This window comes from Actinomadura sp. KC06 (assembly GCF_004348735.1).
GTDB lineage: Bacteria > Actinomycetota > Actinomycetes > Streptosporangiales > Streptosporangiaceae > Spirillospora.
Genome location: NZ_SMKT01000176.1, coordinates 1 through 17,143, shown reverse-complemented (window position 1 = coordinate 17,143; position 17,143 = coordinate 1). Strand labels below are relative to the sequence as shown.

The window sequence follows — 17,143 nt, the reverse complement described above, 5'->3', positions numbered from 1 at the left end:
GGGTGGGGGCTGGAGGGCGGCGGACCATGGGGTCCAACCTAATTCGGTAACGAATTATTCGTCAACGAATTATTCGGTGCCGAAGTGGCGCTGGCCGGCCGCTACGATCCTGGTCATGGGCGGCGAGACGACACGGGACCGGACGGACGATCACGTGGCGCGGTGGACGCCGATCCTGCCCGACCTCGATCCGGACATCGAGGGCGCGGTCACCCGGATGGTCCACCTCGTGGAGCATCTCAAGCACGTCCGCGACCGGTCACTTGTGGCCTCTGACCTGCAACGTCACGAGTACGACACGCTGCACGCGCTCGCCGGGCGGCACGGCTCGGCCGCGCCCTCGCAGCTCGCCGCCGACCTCGGCATGGCGCCGAACTCGATCACCGGACGGCTGGACGCGCTGGAACGCCGCGGCTTCGTCCGCCGGTCGCCGTCCGCCGCCGACCGCCGCCGGGTCGTCGTCGAGCTCACCGACGCGGGCCGCGCCGCCTGGCTGGGTGCGATGGACCGCGTCGGCCACGAGGAGTACCGGCTGCTCGGCACCCTCAGCGCGGACGAGCGCCGCGCGCTCTCCGACCTCCTCCGCCGCGTCATGATCCGCGCCGAACACCCCTGACCCGCTGGGGGCGGCGGTCCGGATGGCGCTTTGAACGGGTGGGTTCGGACAGGGTTCGGGTGGGCCGATCGCTAGGCTCGGGGCCATGAAGAAGTGGGAGTACGCGACCGTTCCATTGCTGGTGCACGCGACCAAGCAGATTCTGGACAACTGGGGACAGGACGGGTGGGAGCTCGTCACCGTCCTGCCGGGGCCGAACCCGGAGAATCTCGTGGCCTACTTCAAGCGCGAAGTGCGGTCCTAGGAGGGATGGTCATGAGCACGCCTGAAGAACGGATCCGCGAGCTGGGCATGGAGCTGCCGGAGGCCGTCCCGCCGGTGGCGTCGTATGTTCCCACGGCCCGGACGGGGTCGCTCGTCTACACGGCCGGGCAGATCCCGCTGGTCAAGGGCGAGCTGGGCCTCACCGGGAAGGTGGGCGCCGAGGTCAGCCCGGAGGAGGGCGCCCGGCAGGCGCGGATCTGCGCGCTGAACGCGATCGCGGCGCTCAAGGCCGAGGTCGGCGAGCTGTCCCGCATCGCGCGGATCGTCAAGGTCGTCGGCTTCGTCGCCAGTGCCCCGGACTTCGACGGGCAGCCGCAGGTGATCAACGGGGCGAGCGACCTGCTGGTCGAGGTGTTCGGGGACGCGGGCAAGCACGCCCGCAGCGCCGTGGGCGTCGCCGTCCTGCCGCGCGACGTTCCGGTGGAGGTCGAGCTGATCGCCGAAATCGCCTAGCCGCGGCGCCGTCGGCGTCCGCTGGACTCGCTGGACTCCGCTGGCGTCCGTCGGTGCCTCGGGGTTGACGGAATGACGTTCGGTATGTCCGAAATGGCCGCCATGAAGGTTACGACTTCGGGCGGCCGGGCGAAGCCCGTCGGGGGCTGGAGGACGGTGGGACGCCGGTGAACACGCTCAGGCTGCCGGAGTCGTTCCGCGTCCGGGTCGAGGACATCCGGGCCGGGAGGGCCGAGCCCGTCCCGGCCCGTCCCGCGGCCACGGTCGTCGTGCTTCGCGATCATGAGCGGCACGGGCTGCAGGCGTTCCTGCTCCGCCGCGTCCGGTCCATGGAGTTCGCGCCCGGCGCGTACGTGTTCCCGGGCGGCGGGGTCGACCCGCGCGACGGGGACGCCGATCTCGCCTGGTCGGGCCCGGCGCCGGCCGAGTGGGGGCGTGCGTTCAACGCCGACGAGACGCTGGCCCGCGAGCTGGTGTGCGCGGCCGTGCGCGAGACGTTCGAGGAGACCCTCGTCCTGCTCGCGGGCCCGACGGCGGAGACGGTCGTGGACGACACGCGAGGCGACGCCTGGGAGGCCGACCGGCAGGCCCTCCTGGACCGGACCCAGTCGTTCGGCGCGTTCCTCGACCGGCGCGGCCTCGTCCTGCGCGCCGACCTGCTCCGCCCCTGGGCGCACTGGATCACCCCGAAGGTCGAGCCGAAACGCTACGACACACGCTTCTTCGTCGCGGGGATGCCGGAGGGGCAGCGGGCCCGGGACGTCAGCACCGAGGCGGACCAGGCGTTCTGGGTGCGTCCGGCGGAGGCCGCCGAGCGCGGGAGCACGGGCGAATGGATCATGCTCCCGCCGACGATCGCGACGCTCGCCGAACTCGCCGAGTTCGAGACGGTCGCGGACGCGCTGGCCGCGCCCCGCGAGATCGTCCCCTACGAGCCCACGGCGGAGATCATCGACGGCGAGGCGTACCTCGTCCTGCCGGACTCCATCGCCCGGCACTACCGGTGACACGAGCGAGGGCGTGAGGTGAGCGGGCGGCGGCGGGACGCGGTCTCCAAGGCCCTCATGTACAGGCTGGCCGGGACGTCGGCGCTGCGGCATCTCGACAGGCTGGGCTGGAACCCGGTCCGTCACCCGGATCGGGCCTCGGGGAAGATGGGGGACATGCCGGAGATCGATGGGATGGGCACCGAGCGGGCGACCTGTGTGCTGGCTCCGAACCCGTCCGCCATGACCCTGGACGGCACCAACACCTGGATCATCGCCGAGCCCGGCTCCGACGAGGCCGTCGTCGTCGACCCCGGGCCCAAGGACGGCAGGCATCTGAGGCGCGTCCTGGAAACGGTCGAGGCCCAGGGACGCCGGGTCGGTCTCGTCCTGCTCACACATGGCCATCCCGACCACTCGGCCGGGGCGGGGAAGTTCGCGCGGCTGGCCGGGGGCTCGGTCAAGGTGCGGGCGCTCGACCCCAGGCACCGGCTCGGCGACGAAGGGCTCGGCGAGGGCGACGTCGTCACGACGGGCGGCCTGGAGCTGCGGATCATGGAGACGCCCGGCCACAGCGACGACTCGCTCACGTTCTGGCTTCCGGCGGACGGCGCCGTCCTCACCGGCGACACCGTCCTCGGGTACGGGACGACCGTCCTGGAGGGCAGCCTCCGCGACTATCTCGGCTCGCTCGACCGGCTCCGCACGTTCTCCGCCGACGTCGAGGCCGCCACGATCCTCCCTGGCCACGGGCCGAAGCTGGATGACCCGATCGCCGTCCTCGACCACTACATCGACCACCGGCGGGAGCGTCTCGCGCAGGTGGAGGCCGCCGTCGCCGCGGGTGCGCGCACGGCCCGCGAGGTCGTCGAGCGGGTTTACGCGGACGTCGACAAGTCCCTTTGGCCTGCGGCGGAATGGTCCGTCCAGGCTCAACTCGACTACCTGAACGGGCGCTGACCCCCACCGCCCGCCGTCCGGCGCGCGGCCGTGGCGCTGCCGCTCGCCGTTGCGCCGCCCGCTGTGTCCGTTGCTCCGTTGGGGCCTCAGCGGGCTGCGCGTCGTTGGGTGGACGGGCGCTCAGCGCGCCGGGCGGGTGGTCACTTGGAACGTTTCCGGAGGCGTTCGATGTCGAGGATCACGACGGCGCGGGCCTCGATGCGCAGCCAGTTCCGCTGGGCGAAGTCGGCGAGCGCCTTGTTGACGGTCTCGCGGGACGCGCCGACGAGCTGGGCCAGCTCCTCCTGCGTGAGGTCGTGGTGGACGTGCAGCCCGGCCTCGGACGGCTGGCCGAACCGCTCGGCCAGGTCGAGCAGCGCCTTGGCGACACGGCCCGGCACGTCGGTGAACACCAGGTCGGCCATGACGTCGTTGGTCTTGCGCAGCCGCTGCGCCAGGGCGCGCAGGAGCTGGACGGCGACCTCCGGGTGCCCGGTCAGCCAGGGCCGCAGGTCGTCGTGGCCGAGCCCGGCCAGGCGGCACTCGGTCACCGCGATGGCGCTCGCCGTACGCGGACGCGGGTCGAACAGCGACAGCTCGCCGAACATCTCGCTCGGGCCGAGCACGCTCAGCAGGTTCTCCCGGCCGTCCGGCGCCGTCCTGGTCAGCTTGATCTTGCCTTCGAGGACGACGTACAGCCGGTCCCCCGTCTCCCCCTCGTTGAACAGCGTCTGACCGCGTGCGAGGCGCACCTCGGTCACGTTGGCGCGCAGCGCCTTGGCGCCCTGCTCGTCGAGGGCCTCGAAGAGCGGGGCTCTGCTCAGAACGTCCACGTCGCGATCCGTCACGCTTCTCCTCCTCCAACACCGACATGCCTAGTGTGACGTACGTCCCACCGCGTACGTGAAGGCTGGGTCACGGCGCGCCGAAACGGAGGACCTGGCTTTCCGTCCTCCCCGGGCCGCCGCGGTCCCGTTCGCCCAGTGTACGGACCGTTGGGTGAATGCCATCACACCGGTCTCATCACCCTTTACCGGACGTCGAGGCGTGGTAGCGGTCGTGCCTTAATCTGATCGGATGTCCCAGGCTTCGCCGCGCCGCCTTCCGCGGGGGAAGCACGCGCTGTCCCGCTCGGAGGTGGAGCGGGTCCATCGCGACCGTCTCTGCGCGGCCATGGCGGCGGCGATGACCGAGAAGGGGTACGTGGGGACGTCGGTCGAGGACGTCCTGAAACGGGCCAGGGTTTCCCGGCAGAGCTTCTACGGGCTGTTCTCGTCCAAGCTCGACTGCTTCATGGCCGCGTTCGACCAGGCGACCGAAGTGCTCCGCCGTCGGCTGGAAGGCGCCGTGGAGGGCGGAGGCGACCCGGCGGAACGGTTCGAGCGCGCCTTCACCGCTTACCTGGAGGCGCTGGCGTCGGAACCGGGTTACGCGCGCCTGTTCCTTGTGGAGGTGTACGCGGCCGGGCCGGAGGCCATACAGCGGCGTTCCGAGATACAGCATGATCTGGCGTCGGCTCTCGCCGAGATGATGGGCGTGACTGGGGAGACGGCCCGGTTCGCCTGCCAGATCGTCGTGTCGGCGGTCGGCGCCATGGTGACGCCGGCGGTGGCGGCGGGTGACACGGCGGCCCTGCGCGCGGTCGGGCCTCCAGTGGTCGAACACGTCCGCCTTCTTCTGCGTTCCGGGGCCCTGAGCAGCTGAAACGCTGTGGTGATACTCACGCGCCCTGCTCTGGGTCAGTGATCTGGCTGGACGCGGAGCGTGCCGATCACGGTGGCGAGCATCTCGTAGTGGGCGGCGAGCATGGTCAGCTCGACGCACTGCCCTTCGGACAGGTGGGTGCGGAGCCGCGTCCAGGTCTCGTCGTCCAGGTCGCGCCGGTCGTGGAGCTGGTCGGCGGCGGCGAGGATCGCACGCTCGCGCGGGTTCCAGCCGACCGCGTCCGGTCCCTCCTTGAGGCGCTGGACGTCCCGTTCCCGGACGCCCGCGCGGCGGCCGATGCGCACGTGGTGGTCGAACTCGTAGCGGCAGTCGCTCAGGTGGGCGACGCGGAGGATCACCAGTTCCGTCTCCCTGCGCGGGAGGGTGCCGCCGGGCATGAGCCGTCCCGCGAACCACAGCCAGCCGCGGAACAGGCCGCGGCGGCGGGCCAGGGTCAGGAACAGGTTCGGCGGGCCCGTCCCGGTGGCCCGGCCCGCGATCCGGCAGATGAGCCAGTTCACGACGCCCACGTCCCGGATCCCGCCCGGCGTGGCACGTGGCGCAGGGGTCGCGCTAGGCGCGCCCGTCATTGTGGAGTCTCCGCCTGCTGCACCGCCGGTTCCGGCTGCGCCGCGGCTTGCCCCGGCTCTGGCGCGGCTAGCCGTGGCTGTGGCGTGGTCAGCTCCACCTGCTCGTTCTGTGCGATTTCCAGGGTTTCGCGCAGCTTTCGCTGGACGACGCGGTCGACGACGGGTTGCGCGACCATTCTGACCGGCAGAACCCCGCCGACCCACCAGGGCGCGACGATCCGCTTGGAACGGCGCGCGATTCCGCGCTCCAGAGCGTCGATCCCTACGCGCAGTGGCGTGACCGCTGAGACGAGGCTGCTCGCGCGTCCCGAATTCACCAGGGCGTGCGCCGCCTCGGTGTCGAACCCTCGCCGCGTCATATCGGTGTCGAGCTCGGCGAAATACGCGACTCCCGCTCTCGCTCCCCACGGCCGCAGCTCGACCCTCAGCGTGTTGCCAAGCGCCTCTACAGCGGCCTTGGACGCGCTATAGGCACCCAGCAGAGGCGCATGGACGGCCGCCGCCAGGGAAGCCACAGCCAGCGCGTAACCGCGCTCATGGCAGACGTACGGCCCCGCTGCGCGAAGGGTGTTGTGGACGCCCAGCACGTTCACCCGAAGGCTCTGCTCCAGCACGGACGGGTCCCCGCCGATGATCGGCATCTGCGCGGCCACTCCCGCGTTGGCGACGACGACGTCCAGGCCGCCGCCCAGCGCGTCCGCGGCGGCGTCCACGACCTCGGCGACCCTGTCGCGGTCGGTCACGTCGCACGTCCACCAGGGGGCGGAGCCGCAGTCGGCCGCGACGGAGGCGAGGTGGTCGGGCTCCAGGCCGGCGAGCGCCACCCGGGCGCCGCGCTCGTGCAGCCGGACGGCCAGGGCGGCGCCGATGCCGCGCGCCGCCCCCGTGATCAGGACGCGCCGCCCGGCGAGCGTCGCGGTCCACCGGGAGGAGTCGAGGATCATGCGGGCGAGGGTAACATAAATGAACATCTCCGTCTTTTTAAGACCGGGGCCTTCGGTCCGAGATTCCCGTCCAGCCGAGTTGCGGGCGCCGAGGCTTTAGGCTGGCCGGTATGGCGACGGAGGCGGGGGCGGAGGCGTCCAGAAGGCCGCGAGCCCGGAAATGGCAGAACGAGACGCGGCTCGGGCTCGTGCGGCGGGCGCGCAGGATCAACCGCGTCCTGGCCGAGACGTACCCGGACGCGCACTGCGAGCTGAACTTCGGGACGCCGTTCCAGCTCCTCGTCGCGACCGTCCTGTCGGCGCAGACCACCGACATGCGGGTGAACCTGACCACGCCCGGTCTCTTCGCCAAGTACCCCACCCCGGAAGACCTCGCCGCCGCCAACCCCGAGGACGTCGAGCAGATACTGAAACCCACCGGGTTCTTCCGAGCCAAGACCAAGTCGGTCATGGGGCTGTCCGCCGCACTCCGGGACCGCTTCGACGGCGAGGTCCCAGGGAACCTTGAAGACCTGGTCACCCTCCCTGGGGTCGGACGTAAGACGGCCAACGTCGTCCTAGGAAACGCGTTCGACGTTCCGGGAATCACCGTCGACACCCATTTCGGCCGTCTGGCCCGCCGTTTCGCATGGACGAGCGAAGACGACCCAGTGAAGGTCGAGCAGGAGATAGGCACGCTCATTCCGCGCAAGGACTGGACGATGCTCTCCCACAGGCTCATCTGGCACGGCCGCCGTATCTGCCATGCGCGCCGTCCAGCCTGTGGGGCATGCCCGCTCGCCCGGCTCTGCCCGTCGTTCGGCGAAGGACCGACCGACGAGGACACCGCGCGCAAGCTCGTCAAACCCGGCCCCTTCTCATGACCCACGCACCCGCCGTGGGAAGGATCACGAGCGTTCCGGAGTTGGGACGGACGTGACCGACATCGCCCCCATCGGCCCGCCCTGGCTCCGGCGCTTCTGCGCCGAAGGGCCGCGGATGACCGTGCCGCCGATGTTCCGGCCCGAGCCGGGCGGACGTGCCGCCGCCGTCCTGATCCTCTTCGGCGAGGGTCCGGACGGCCCTGACGTGCTGCTCACCGAGCGTGCGCCCACGCTCAACAGCCACGCCGGACAGCCCGCGTTCCCCGGCGGACGCATCGACCCCGACGACCGCGTCGGCTCCGACGACGGCGGCGCGGTCGCGGCGGCGCTGCGCGAGGCGTGGGAGGAGGCGGGCGTCGAGCCGTCCGGCGTGGACGTCCTCTGCACCCTGCCCGAGCTGTACCTGGCGCACAGCAGGCACCGGGTCACGCCCGTCGCCGGTTGGTGGCGGGAGCCGTCGGACATCGCGCCCGGCCACCCCGGCGAGGTCGCGACGGTCGCGCGCGTCCCGATCGCGGAGCTGGTCGACCCGGCGAACCGGCTGATGATCCGGCACCCGTCCGGGCTCAGGATGGGACCCGCGTTCCGCGTCCGCGGCATGCTCGTGTGGGGGTTCACGGCGGCGCTGCTCATCCGCGTCCTGGACGCGGGCGGCTGGAACCGTCCGTGGGACGCGGGCCATGTCGAAGACCTGCCGCCGGAGGCCCTGAACCTCGCGTCCCGCGACTGAAACCCCGCCTCCCGCGGCTGAACATCCGCCGCCGCAGGTCAGGCCGCTGTTGTCATTCCGGCCGACGACGGCGGGGCATTCGCGTCACACCGGACGGCTATCCCGTGGACCCCAATCTGGTACATCGAGGGGACGTTAAGCAGCGGTGCGGCACTATACGGTGAAGCGGTGCTGCACGACCACGTTCTCGACGCCATCCTGCTCGTGCTCGTCGTGCTGTTCGGAGTCTCGGGCTACCGGCAGGGCTTCATCGTGAGCCTGCTGAGCTTCGTCGGCTTCGTCGGCGGCGGCGTCGCCGGGGTGCTGATCGCGCCGCCGATCGCCGAGGCCGCGGTGGACGGCGCCGCGCAGCAGGCGCTCCTCGCCATCGTGATCGCGTTCCTGGCCGCGACCATGGGACAGCTGGTCGCGTCCTCCCTCGGCGCCGTCCTGCGCAACCGGGTGACCGGCCTGAACGCCCGCACCGTGGACGCGGTCGGCGGCACCTTCGTCAGCGCCCTGTCGCTCCTCATCGTCGCCTGGTTCTTCGGGAGCCTGGTCGCCAACTCCGAGTTCCAGCCCGTCCGGACGCAGGTCAAGGGCTCCTCCATCATCAACGGCATCAACGACGTGATGCCGCCGCAGGCGCAGACCTGGTTCACCTCCTTCCAGGGCTTCGTGAAGAGCAGCGAGTTCCCGCAGGTCTTCAACGGGCTCGGCGGCGAGTCGGTGGTGCAGGTGCCGCCGCCGGACGAGTCCGTGCTGAACACCAGGGGGCTGCGCGCCGCCCGCGACAGCATCGTGAAGATCGTCAGCACGGCGCCGCAGTGCCAGCGGCGGATCGAGGGCACCGGGTTCGTGTTCGCGCCGAAGCACATCATGACGAACGCGCACGTTGTCGCGGGTGCGCGCGGGTCGTCCGCCGTGGCGACCGTCAACGGCGAGTCCGCTCGCGGACGGGTCGTCCTGTACGACCCGAAGCGCGACGTCGCCGTCCTGTACGTGCCGGGGCTGGACGCTCCGCCGCTGAAGTTCGCCGGGGAGGCCCGCGTCCGCGACAGCGCGATCATCGCCGGGTTCCCGAAGAACCAGCCGTTCACGCCGGGCGCCGCCCGGATCCGCGCCAGGCAGACGGCCCGGGGCCCGGACATCTACCACTCCGGCCAGGTCACCCGCGAGATCTACGCGATCCGCGGCAAGGTCGAGCCCGGCAACTCGGGCGGCCCGCTGCTGTCCACGGACGGCCGCGTCTACGGCGTCATCTTCGCCGCCGCGCTGGACTCGCCGTCCACCGGCTACGCGCTGACCGCGGAAGAGGTCGCCCCGGACGTGCGCGCGAGCGCGAACGCGACGACACCGGTGTCGACGGAGCGCTGCTCCGACTAACTCATGAGCCGAACGGTTATCGGGCCCTCCTGGGGATGCCCGGCCAGGTGGCGCGCGCGCTGAACGACCCCTTGGACGTCGATGCCGTGCGGAGGGTCAGCCTCATACGGGACGAGACGTTCAGCGGCGCGGCTTAGGAGCGCATCAGCGCCGCGCGTGTTTCCACGGCGGAGATGGGTTATCCCCACAGCGACCTGTGCGAGACCTCTCCACAGTTCCCGTTCGGGTTCTGGTGCGGCCTTCCAGACTGCTTCGAGTACCTCGTGTGCATGGAACGGACGGTCGGCGTCCAGGAGGCGTTGCGCTTCGACCAAGGCTTCGGCGGGCGGCAGGTCGATGTCGTCCGGCATCGTGGGTATGCCGGTCGCGTCATGGGGCAGCGGCCGTCCGAAGGCGTCGCGTGGACGTGCGTTGCGTGGCCGTCCTGCCTCGTCCCGATCCCGCATCCCTCCACGCTACGCCCGCCCCACACGGGGGTCAGAGCTCGGGTTCGGGATCGGCGAGCCAGCCGAGAAGCTGCGTGTCGAACGTACGAGGACGTTCCTCGTGCGGGAAATGACCGGCGCCGTCGATGAGCTTCCAGCGGTAAGGGGCCGTCACGTAGCGGCCGGAACCCTGAGCGCTGCTGGGGAGAGTGCACGTGTCGAGCGCACCGTGCAGTTGGAGGGTCGGTACGTGGATGGGTGCGCGCATGCGGTGCGCGTAGCGGATACCGTCCGGGCGGGCCTGCGAGCGGATGAGCCAACGGTGATACTCCAGCGCGCTATGCGCCGCCCCAGGGATCTGTACTGCTCTCCGGACGAGTCGCTCAGTGCGTTCGTCCGGCCAACCCGGGCTTGACCAGTCGTGCAGTAGCTTCCCGACCAGTGCCGCGTCGTCCCGCACTAGGCGCCGTTCAGGCCACATTGGCAATTGGAAGCCGAACGTGTGGCGTGTCGCCCACCCCTGGCCGCGCGGGTCACCGGCGATCGCCTGCCGCAGCCGCAGCGGATGCGGCGCGCTCACCACCGCCAGCCGCTGGACGACCTTCGGGTGGTAGACGCCCATCGTCCAGGCCAGAAGCCCGCCCCAGTCGTGCCCGACGACGATCGCGTTGGCCTCGCCGAGCGCCCGGACGAGCCCTGCGGCGTCCCCGGCGAGCGTCACCAGGTCGTAGCCGCGCGGCGGCTTGTCGCTCCCGCCGTAGCCGCGCAGGTCGACCGCGGCGGCGCGGTACCCGGCCGCTGGGAGAGACACCAGTTGGTTGTGCCATGACCACCAGAACTCGGGGAAACCGTGCAGAAGCAGGACGAGCGGCCCGTCACCGGCCTCGGCGACGTGGAACCGCGTCCCGCCGGCGCTGATCTGCCGGTGGGTCCACGGTCCGTCGACCTCGACCAGGGACGCGTCGTGCCCGGACATGGCGATCGGTCAGCCCGTCAGCTCTGGCGTGTCGGAATCGCCGCGGCGGCGCAGCTTCGACAGGTCGCTCTTCAGCGACTTCCGGGTCCGCTTCGCCCCTTCGATCTTCTTGATGAACCGTTTGGCGATCAGCATCAGCGCCCCGGCGAGCAGCACGTACACGACCGCGACGATGAGGAATGCCAGCCAGCGCCAGAGACCCAATCCGATCAGCCCGTACGCGAACGAGATCGACAGCAGGATGACGACGATCCCGCCCATCACGGCGGCGATGGTGAACATCACACTGCTGACGGCCGCCTTCTTGGCGTCGGCCTTCAGCTCGACCCTGGCGAGCTCCATCTCCAGCCTGATGATGTCCGACATCTCGCTCAACGCCAGCGTGGCCAGGTCGCCGAGCGACTTGTCCTCGACGCGATCGCCCGGTAGTGCCTCGGACATATAGAAAATTCTCCTTCAGTCCCGGCGCGCGCGCAGACGCACCCTTCTCCGGAAGACGACGGCCGCGGCCGCCGAGGCGAGAACGCTCGCGATCAGGACCGCAGTCGTCACTCTCTCGAATTGTGACGGGTCGGTATAGGCCAAACCGCCGATCAGCAGCGAAACGGTGAAACCCACCCCGGCGAGCAAAGCGACCCCGGCGATCTCATGCCAGTGCAGATCCTCGCTGAGGTTCGCCCAGCCGAGCCGGACGGCCGCCCAGGCGCCGCCGAAGACGCCCACGAACTTACCGATCACCAGTCCGGCGATCACACCGAGGGCCACCCGGTCGGTGAACACCGCACCCAACTGGGACGCCCCGAGCCCTACGCCCGCCGACACGAATGCGAAAACCGGCACGCACACTCCTGCCGAGAACGGACGCAGCGCATGGTCGGCGCGTTCCGCGTTCGTCGGCCGTCCGTCCGGCGTCTCCTTCGGGCTGGTGAGCATTCCCAGGGCGACACCGGCGACGGTGGCGTGCACGCCACTCCGCTGTAGGCAGTACCAGGCAAGGAGGGCGAGCGGCACGTAAACCCACGGCGATCGGACGTTCCGGTGCTGCAGCCACCCGTACGCGCCGATCAGAACCGCTCCGAGGCCGAGCGGCGTCCAGTGCATCTCGTGGGTGTAGAACAACGCGATGATGGTGATGGCGATGAGGTCGTCCACCACGGCCAGGGTCAGCAGGAAAGCGCGCAGAGGCGCTGGGCATGACGTGAACGTCACAGCGAGCACGGCGAGCGCGAACGCGATGTCCGTCGCCGTCGGAACAGCCCATCCGCTGGACGCCCCTGGTTCGCCCACGCTGACCGCCAGGAAAATCAGCGCAGGCACGGCCACGCCGGCCAAGGCGGCGAGTACGGGCAGTGCCGCGTCCCTTGGATTGCGCAGTTCTCCGTGGGTCAATTCCTCACGCAGCTCTAGGCCCGCGATGAAGAAGAACACTGCGAGCAGCCCGCTGGACGCCCAATGTTGGACGTCCATGTGCCCGATGTGCAGCCAGTGGGGGCTGATCTCGAAAGTCTGCATGCTCTTGTAGGCGTCCGCCCACGGCGTGTTGGCCCACACCAGCGCGGCGACCGCCGCGAGCAGCATGACCACGCCGCCGATCGTCTCCGTCCGCAAGGCCACTGCGACCTGCGTCCCGTAACGGACGGTGGGACGGAACGGCCACGTCGCAGCAACGCGACGCCGCACGGTTGGGCGCGCCATGAAGAAACCCCCGGGAAGGTGGCGAACGTCTGGACCAGCCCCGGCCCGTCATGCACAACGGGCCGTGACGCTGCCGACCAGACTTCCCGGCGCACCACGAACGACCTTACCTGCACAATCACCGCTCCCGCGCCTCCGGGCGGGTGCGCAGCGGTCATGCGACGGCCCGCGCCCGATGGCGTACACCGGGCGCGGGCCGTGGTCGCGGGTGGTCAGTCTTCGGACTTGGCGCTCGGAAGCTTCTCCGAGATCAGGTCCATGACCGTGCTGTCGGCGAGCGTGGTCACGTCGCCGATGCTGCGGTTCTCGGCGACGTCCCGCAGCAGCCGCCGCATGATCTTGCCGGAGCGGGTCTTCGGCAGCTCGGGCACGATCATGATCTGCCGGGGCTTGGCGATCGGGCCGAGCGTCTTGGACACGTGGTCGCGCAGCTCCCGCAGGAACTCCTCGCCCTCCACGTCGCCGCCGGCGTCCCCGCGCGGGATGACGAACGCGACGATGGCCTGCCCGGTGACCGGGTCCGTCGCGCCGACGACCGCCGACTCGGCGACCTTCGGGTGCGAGACCAGCGCCGACTCCACCTCCGTCGTGGAGATGTTGTGGCCGGAAACGAGCATGACGTCGTCCACGCGGCCGAGCAGCCACATGTCGCCGTCCGCGTCCTTCTTCGCGCCGTCGCCTGCGAAGTACAGGCCCTCGAAGCGCGACCAGTACGTCTTGACGTAGCGCTCGTCGTCGCCCCAGATCGTCCGGAGCATGCTCGGCCACGGCTCCCTGACCACCATGAACCCGCCCCCGCCGTCCGGGACGGACTGGCCCTGGTCGTCCACCACGTCCGCGGCGATGCCCGGCAGCGGGCGCATCGCCGCGCCCGGCTTCCCGTGCGTGACCCCCGGCAGCGGGCTGATCATGATGGCGCCGGTCTCCGTCTGCCACCACGTGTCGACGACGGGGGTCCGGTCGCCGCCGATGTGCTTGCGATACCAGACGTACGCCTCCGGGTTGATCGGCTCACCGACCGACCCCAGTACGCGCAGGGACGACAGGTCGTACTGCGCAGGGATGTCGTCGCCCCACTTCATGAACGTGCGGATCGCCGTAGGCGCGGTGTAGAAGATGGTCACCTTGTACTTCTGGATGACGTCCCACCAGCGGCCCTTGTTGGGGGTGTCGGGGGTCCCCTCGTAGATGACGCTGGTCGCGCCGTTGGCGAGCGGCCCGTACACGATGTACGAGTGTCCGGTCACCCAGCCGATGTCGGCCGAGCACCAGTAGACGTCCGTCTCCGGCTTCAGGTCGAACACTGCGTAATGCGTGTACGCGCACTGGGTCAGGTAGCCGCCGGTGGTGTGCAGGATGCCCTTCGGCTTACCCGTCGTCCCGGACGTGTACAGAATGTACAGCGGGTGCTCCGAGTCCATGGGCTCGGCAGTGTGCTGGTCACTCTGCCGTTCGACGACGTCATGCCACCACACGTCGCGCTCGTTCTCGGCCACCTGCTCCCCGGTGCGGCGCACGACGAGGACGTTCTCGATCGTCGGCGTCTGCGCGACGGCCTCGTCGACGATGCCCTTCAGGTCGGACGGCTTACCGCGGCGGAACCCGCCGTCCGCCGTGATGACCAGCTTGGCCTGCGCGTCGTCGATGCGGGTCCGCAGCGCCTCCGCCGAGAACCCGCCGAACACGACCGAATGCGTAGCGCCGATGCGCGCGCACGCCAGCATCGAGATCGGCAGCTCGGGAATCATCGGCAGGTAGATCGCGACCCGGTCGCCCTTGCGGACGCCCAGTTCCAGCAGGGCGTTTGCCGCCCTGTTCACCTCGCGCTGGAGGTCGGCGTACGTGAGGGTACGGCTGTCGCCCGGTTCACCTTCCCAATGGAACGCGACCTTGGCTCCACGACCGGCCTCCACATGGCGGTCGACGCAGTTGTAGGCGACGTTCAGCTCGCCGCCCACGAACCACTTCGCGAACGGAGGATTGCTCCAGTCGAGGACGTCGTCCCAGCGCTTCGTCCAGGACAGCCGATCCGCCTGCTCCGCCCAGAACCCCAGGCGGTCCTCGGCCGCCTGCTCGTACGCCTCGGCCTTGACGTTGGCCGACGCGGCGAGCTCCGCGGGCGGGGAGAAGCGGCGCGTCTCCTGCAGAAGGTTCGACAGTGTCTCTTGGCTCTGGCTCAACGCGAAACTCCTTGCTAGCTGAAGCTGGGGGTCGCCCGGTATCCCCACTTCACCAGGAAGGTCCTCGGTCCCACAAGGCCGCGTTCTTGGATGTCGTGGATCGGGAGGGTGTCGTGTGACACCCAACACACCAGCCCTTCCCAGTCTGCGGTCAGAGAATCGCTGTATGCGTCGGGGCTGCGCATAGGCGCTACTGGTAGCCGCATAAGGTCGGGCCGTGACCGATGCCCTTGCTGATGTAGCGAATCTGCCCGGCGTCGCCGATGCCGTAGACGACGCCCGTTCCGCCGTAGACCGGCTGCTAGGCCACCGCATCTTGCGACGCCGCAGTGCTGAGGTTTCCACAGAGTCCGCGTTGCGTGGTGCCCGGGCTTCGGCCGTGCTTGATGGGGCCAATGTCACGTTGGACGAGCTGCGTACCACTGAGAACCCGTCCGATCCTGTCGTCCAGGGTTCTCTCCGTGTCTCGGCCGAACTGGGAACGCTGACGGAGACGTGGCGGAAAGCGCCCCGGCAGGCCCTCGCACGGCTCCACGTCCTCGCCGCAGCGGACGCTGTCGAAAGCGCCGATCTAGGACGTCCACGCTCAGCCGATCAACCCGTGAACGACGCGCTGGGGCTCGGTGCCGCGCCATCGCCGTCCGAGGTGGCCCTTCGCCTGGATGCACTCAGCGGCCTGCTGACCGAGACCACGAAAGCGCCGGCCCTGGTGGTAGCGGCCATCGTGCACGGCGAACTGCTGACTCTGCGCCCGTTCGGCTGGGGAGACGGGATCGTCGCCCGCGCCGCGCAACGGCTCACCCTCGTTGCCCGCGGACTCGACCCCAAATCGCTGGTCGCGCCAGAGGTCGGGCACCTAGAACTCGCGTCCGACTACGCCGAAGCCCTCCGCGCTTACTCGTCCGGCACCTCCGAAGGTGTCGCCCAGTGGATCGGACACTGCTCCGCCGCCGTGGCCGCCGCTGCCCGGGACTCGCAGGCGATCTGCGAAGCGTTCATGCGCGGCTGATGCTGTCGTTGGTGTGGTCCATGCTGGGCCTATGGCCGATCGCATGTACGGACGACCCGCGGCTCCCACCGACACCACCATCTCGTCAACGGACTGGGACTCCCGGGACCTGACCGGCGAGAACCACGCCAACGTCCTCTTCGTGGACGTCGACATGACCGAGGCCAGCGGCGTCGGTGCCCTGTTCACCGACTGCACGTTCCGCGGTGTGCGGTTCAACGCGTCCACCCACACCGACGCCGCGTTCGTGAACTGCACGTTCGTCCGCTGCGGATTCTTCGACACCACCTTCACGGGATGCAAGCTCGTTGGCAGCATGTTCGACGGATGCACCTATGACCTGTTGAAGGTGAAGGGCGGCGACTGGTCATTCACGGGTCTCCCAGGAGCCGACCTACGCCGTGCGTCGTTCACAGAGGTGCGCATGCGTGAGACCGATCTCACCGGTGCGAGGTGTGCGGGAGCCAAGTTTCGTGACGTCGACTTGTCGGGTTCGGCGGTTCACAAGGCGGACTTTTCCGGCTGCGATCTACGCGGAAGCGACATCTCGGCGATAGACCCTCTCACCGTCGAACTTCGGCGTGCGGTGATCGATCCGTTTCAGGCGGTCGTCCTGGCAACTGCACTGGGGCTGGACGTCCGCGACTAACGCCTTACTCGCAAAGCGAACGGCGCCCCTCTACGGGACGCCGCCGCCAAGCACGTCACACCGGGTTACCAAGCGTGCACCTCATATCCGTCGGACCGGGTCAAGCCCGTCTCGACGCGCCTCCCGCGGCTGGTCGCGCGTGGGTGCCCGGCTGCCGTGCGCGGACACGCGGTCCGTAGGACCTGTGTACGCCTCATTTGCCCAGTTGACAAGCCCCTGTTCGGAAAACTCGCCGGGCCGGGGAGAGCGGTGCCGGCGGGGACGCGGGTGTCGCATGAGGCCAACTCGGGATGGAGTCCCCTATTTCGGACTAACCGGAACTCAGGGACGGCTCCGAAATTGATCACTCACCGTGATTGTTTTCATTTTGAACAGTCGATCCGGCGGTGCGGCCGGAAAGATCTTTAGTTCTCCTGTACGCTCCCACTCCCGTCCCGATGCACTCCTTGTGCAGGGGATCGGGGTGCCCTGTCGAGGGCGGCACGGCGCCTTGCGGCACCGCACCGCCACACGTCGAGCGGATCGTCCCAACCAGGTGAGAAAAATCGTCACCTGTCGGACGAGTTTGCGCCTCGACGGAACTCTGAACGATCGGGCAGCATATGTTGTATCTGCCTAGACTGGAGTCAGTGAGTTTGCCTCTCCTATAGAGCGAACTTGCGTACGGCTTAGCCCGAACTCCCCCGAGACTTTCTTGGGAAAGCGGGCCGGCTCTACCCCCCCGGAGCCGGACCGCCCGGCGACCCCCGCTCTCC

19 protein-coding genes are annotated in these 17,143 nt (G+C 69.6%); 11 read left to right on the top strand and 8 right to left on the bottom strand.

Going from position 1 to position 17,143, the window contains the following annotated elements; genetic code table 11:
• The first annotated feature begins 115 nt into the window (after positions 1 to 115).
• From E1287_RS35860 to E1287_RS35840, 5 genes are all read left to right on the top strand, one after another.
• Positions 116 to 616, top strand: a complete 501-nt coding sequence (locus E1287_RS35860; RefSeq protein ID WP_131969725.1) for a MarR family transcriptional regulator — start codon at positions 116 to 118, stop codon at positions 614 to 616.
• A gap of 85 nt (positions 617 to 701) precedes the next feature.
• A complete protein-coding gene (locus tag E1287_RS35855) occupies positions 702 to 860 on the top strand; it encodes a DUF4177 domain-containing protein (protein ID WP_131969724.1) in 159 nt (52 codons plus the stop codon).
• Positions 861 to 871: 11 nt separating this feature from the next.
• Entirely contained in the window at positions 872 to 1,333 is a 462-nt protein-coding gene (locus E1287_RS35850) for a RidA family protein (protein ID WP_131969723.1), read from the top strand.
• 167 nt (positions 1,334 to 1,500) lie between these two features.
• Positions 1,501 to 2,340 carry an NUDIX domain-containing protein gene (locus E1287_RS35845; RefSeq protein ID WP_243719668.1) on the top strand — a complete coding sequence of 280 codons (840 nt, stop codon included), beginning with the start codon at positions 1,501 to 1,503 and terminating at the stop codon, positions 2,338 to 2,340.
• Positions 2,341 to 2,496: 156 nt separating this feature from the next.
• On the top strand, positions 2,497 to 3,279 hold the full coding sequence (locus tag E1287_RS35840; RefSeq protein ID WP_243719670.1) for an MBL fold metallo-hydrolase: 783 nt from the start codon (positions 2,497 to 2,499) through the stop codon (positions 3,277 to 3,279).
• A 140-nt stretch (positions 3,280 to 3,419) separates the two neighbouring features.
• Here the strand turns inward: E1287_RS35840 and E1287_RS35835 are convergent, their stop codons facing one another.
• Positions 3,420 to 4,106 (bottom strand): Crp/Fnr family transcriptional regulator, encoded by a 687-nt coding sequence (locus E1287_RS35835; RefSeq protein ID WP_067483689.1) that lies wholly within the window; start codon positions 4,104 to 4,106, stop codon positions 3,420 to 3,422.
• A gap of 229 nt (positions 4,107 to 4,335) precedes the next feature.
• On the opposite strand from E1287_RS35835, the gene E1287_RS35830 reads away from it, so the two are divergent.
• A complete protein-coding gene (locus E1287_RS35830) occupies positions 4,336 to 4,962 on the top strand; it encodes a TetR/AcrR family transcriptional regulator (RefSeq protein WP_131969722.1) in 627 nt (208 codons plus the stop codon).
• 35 nt (positions 4,963 to 4,997) lie between these two features.
• Here the strand turns inward: E1287_RS35830 and E1287_RS35825 are convergent, their stop codons facing one another.
• Positions 4,998 to 5,492 carry a carboxymuconolactone decarboxylase family protein gene (locus E1287_RS35825; protein ID WP_243719667.1) on the bottom strand — a complete coding sequence of 165 codons (495 nt, stop codon included), beginning with the start codon at positions 5,490 to 5,492 and terminating at the stop codon, positions 4,998 to 5,000.
• Between the two features lie 56 nt (positions 5,493 to 5,548).
• The gene (locus E1287_RS35820) at positions 5,549 to 6,523 is read right to left on the bottom strand and encodes an SDR family NAD(P)-dependent oxidoreductase (protein WP_243719666.1); all 975 of its coding nucleotides are present in this window, start codon (positions 6,521 to 6,523) and stop codon (positions 5,549 to 5,551) included.
• Positions 6,524 to 6,606: 83 nt separating this feature from the next.
• Between E1287_RS35820 and nth the strand changes: the two genes are divergently transcribed.
• The 3 genes from nth to E1287_RS35805 all read left to right on the top strand — a co-directional run bounded on the left by nth (position 6,607) and on the right by E1287_RS35805 (position 9,454).
• A complete protein-coding gene (nth, locus tag E1287_RS35815) occupies positions 6,607 to 7,359 on the top strand; it encodes an endonuclease III (RefSeq protein ID WP_131969720.1) in 753 nt (250 codons plus the stop codon).
• Positions 7,360 to 7,474: 115 nt separating this feature from the next.
• Complete coding sequence (locus E1287_RS35810; RefSeq protein ID WP_131969728.1) at positions 7,475 to 8,089, top strand: CoA pyrophosphatase; 615 nt, start codon at positions 7,475 to 7,477, stop codon at positions 8,087 to 8,089.
• A gap of 168 nt (positions 8,090 to 8,257) precedes the next feature.
• Entirely contained in the window at positions 8,258 to 9,454 is a 1,197-nt protein-coding gene (locus E1287_RS35805; protein WP_207934663.1) for a MarP family serine protease, read from the top strand.
• Here the strand turns inward: E1287_RS35805 and E1287_RS35800 are convergent.
• The 5 genes from E1287_RS35800 to acs form a co-directional block, all read right to left on the bottom strand.
• A complete protein-coding gene (locus tag E1287_RS35800; protein ID WP_243719665.1) occupies positions 9,451 to 9,804 on the bottom strand; it encodes a DUF309 domain-containing protein in 354 nt (117 codons plus the stop codon). The two genes, E1287_RS35805 and E1287_RS35800, sit on opposite strands and share 4 nt — an antisense overlap.
• A 127-nt stretch (positions 9,805 to 9,931) precedes the next feature.
• Complete coding sequence (locus E1287_RS35795) at positions 9,932 to 10,855, bottom strand: alpha/beta hydrolase (RefSeq protein ID WP_131969718.1); 924 nt, start codon at positions 10,853 to 10,855, stop codon at positions 9,932 to 9,934.
• Positions 10,856 to 10,864: 9 nt separating this feature from the next.
• Entirely contained in the window at positions 10,865 to 11,296 is a 432-nt protein-coding gene (locus tag E1287_RS35790) for a phage holin family protein (protein ID WP_131969717.1), read from the bottom strand.
• 15 nt (positions 11,297 to 11,311) lie between these two features.
• Positions 11,312 to 12,550 carry a Na+/H+ antiporter NhaA gene (gene nhaA / locus E1287_RS35785; protein WP_279508140.1) on the bottom strand — a complete coding sequence of 413 codons (1,239 nt, stop codon included), beginning with the start codon at positions 12,548 to 12,550 and terminating at the stop codon, positions 11,312 to 11,314.
• A 212-nt stretch (positions 12,551 to 12,762) separates the two neighbouring features.
• Complete coding sequence (gene acs, locus E1287_RS35780) at positions 12,763 to 14,730, bottom strand: acetate--CoA ligase (protein WP_131969716.1); 1,968 nt, start codon at positions 14,728 to 14,730, stop codon at positions 12,763 to 12,765.
• 217 nt (positions 14,731 to 14,947) lie between these two features.
• Here acs and E1287_RS35775 point away from each other — a divergent pair, with 217 nt between their 5' ends.
• Both E1287_RS35775 and E1287_RS35770 read left to right on the top strand, forming a co-directional pair.
• Positions 14,948 to 15,739, top strand: a complete 792-nt coding sequence (locus E1287_RS35775) for an oxidoreductase (protein ID WP_131969715.1) — start codon at positions 14,948 to 14,950, stop codon at positions 15,737 to 15,739.
• Positions 15,740 to 15,770: 31 nt separating this feature from the next.
• The gene (locus E1287_RS35770; protein ID WP_131969714.1) at positions 15,771 to 16,388 is read left to right on the top strand and encodes a pentapeptide repeat-containing protein; all 618 of its coding nucleotides are present in this window, start codon (positions 15,771 to 15,773) and stop codon (positions 16,386 to 16,388) included.
• The last annotated feature ends 755 nt before the right edge of the window (positions 16,389 to 17,143 follow it).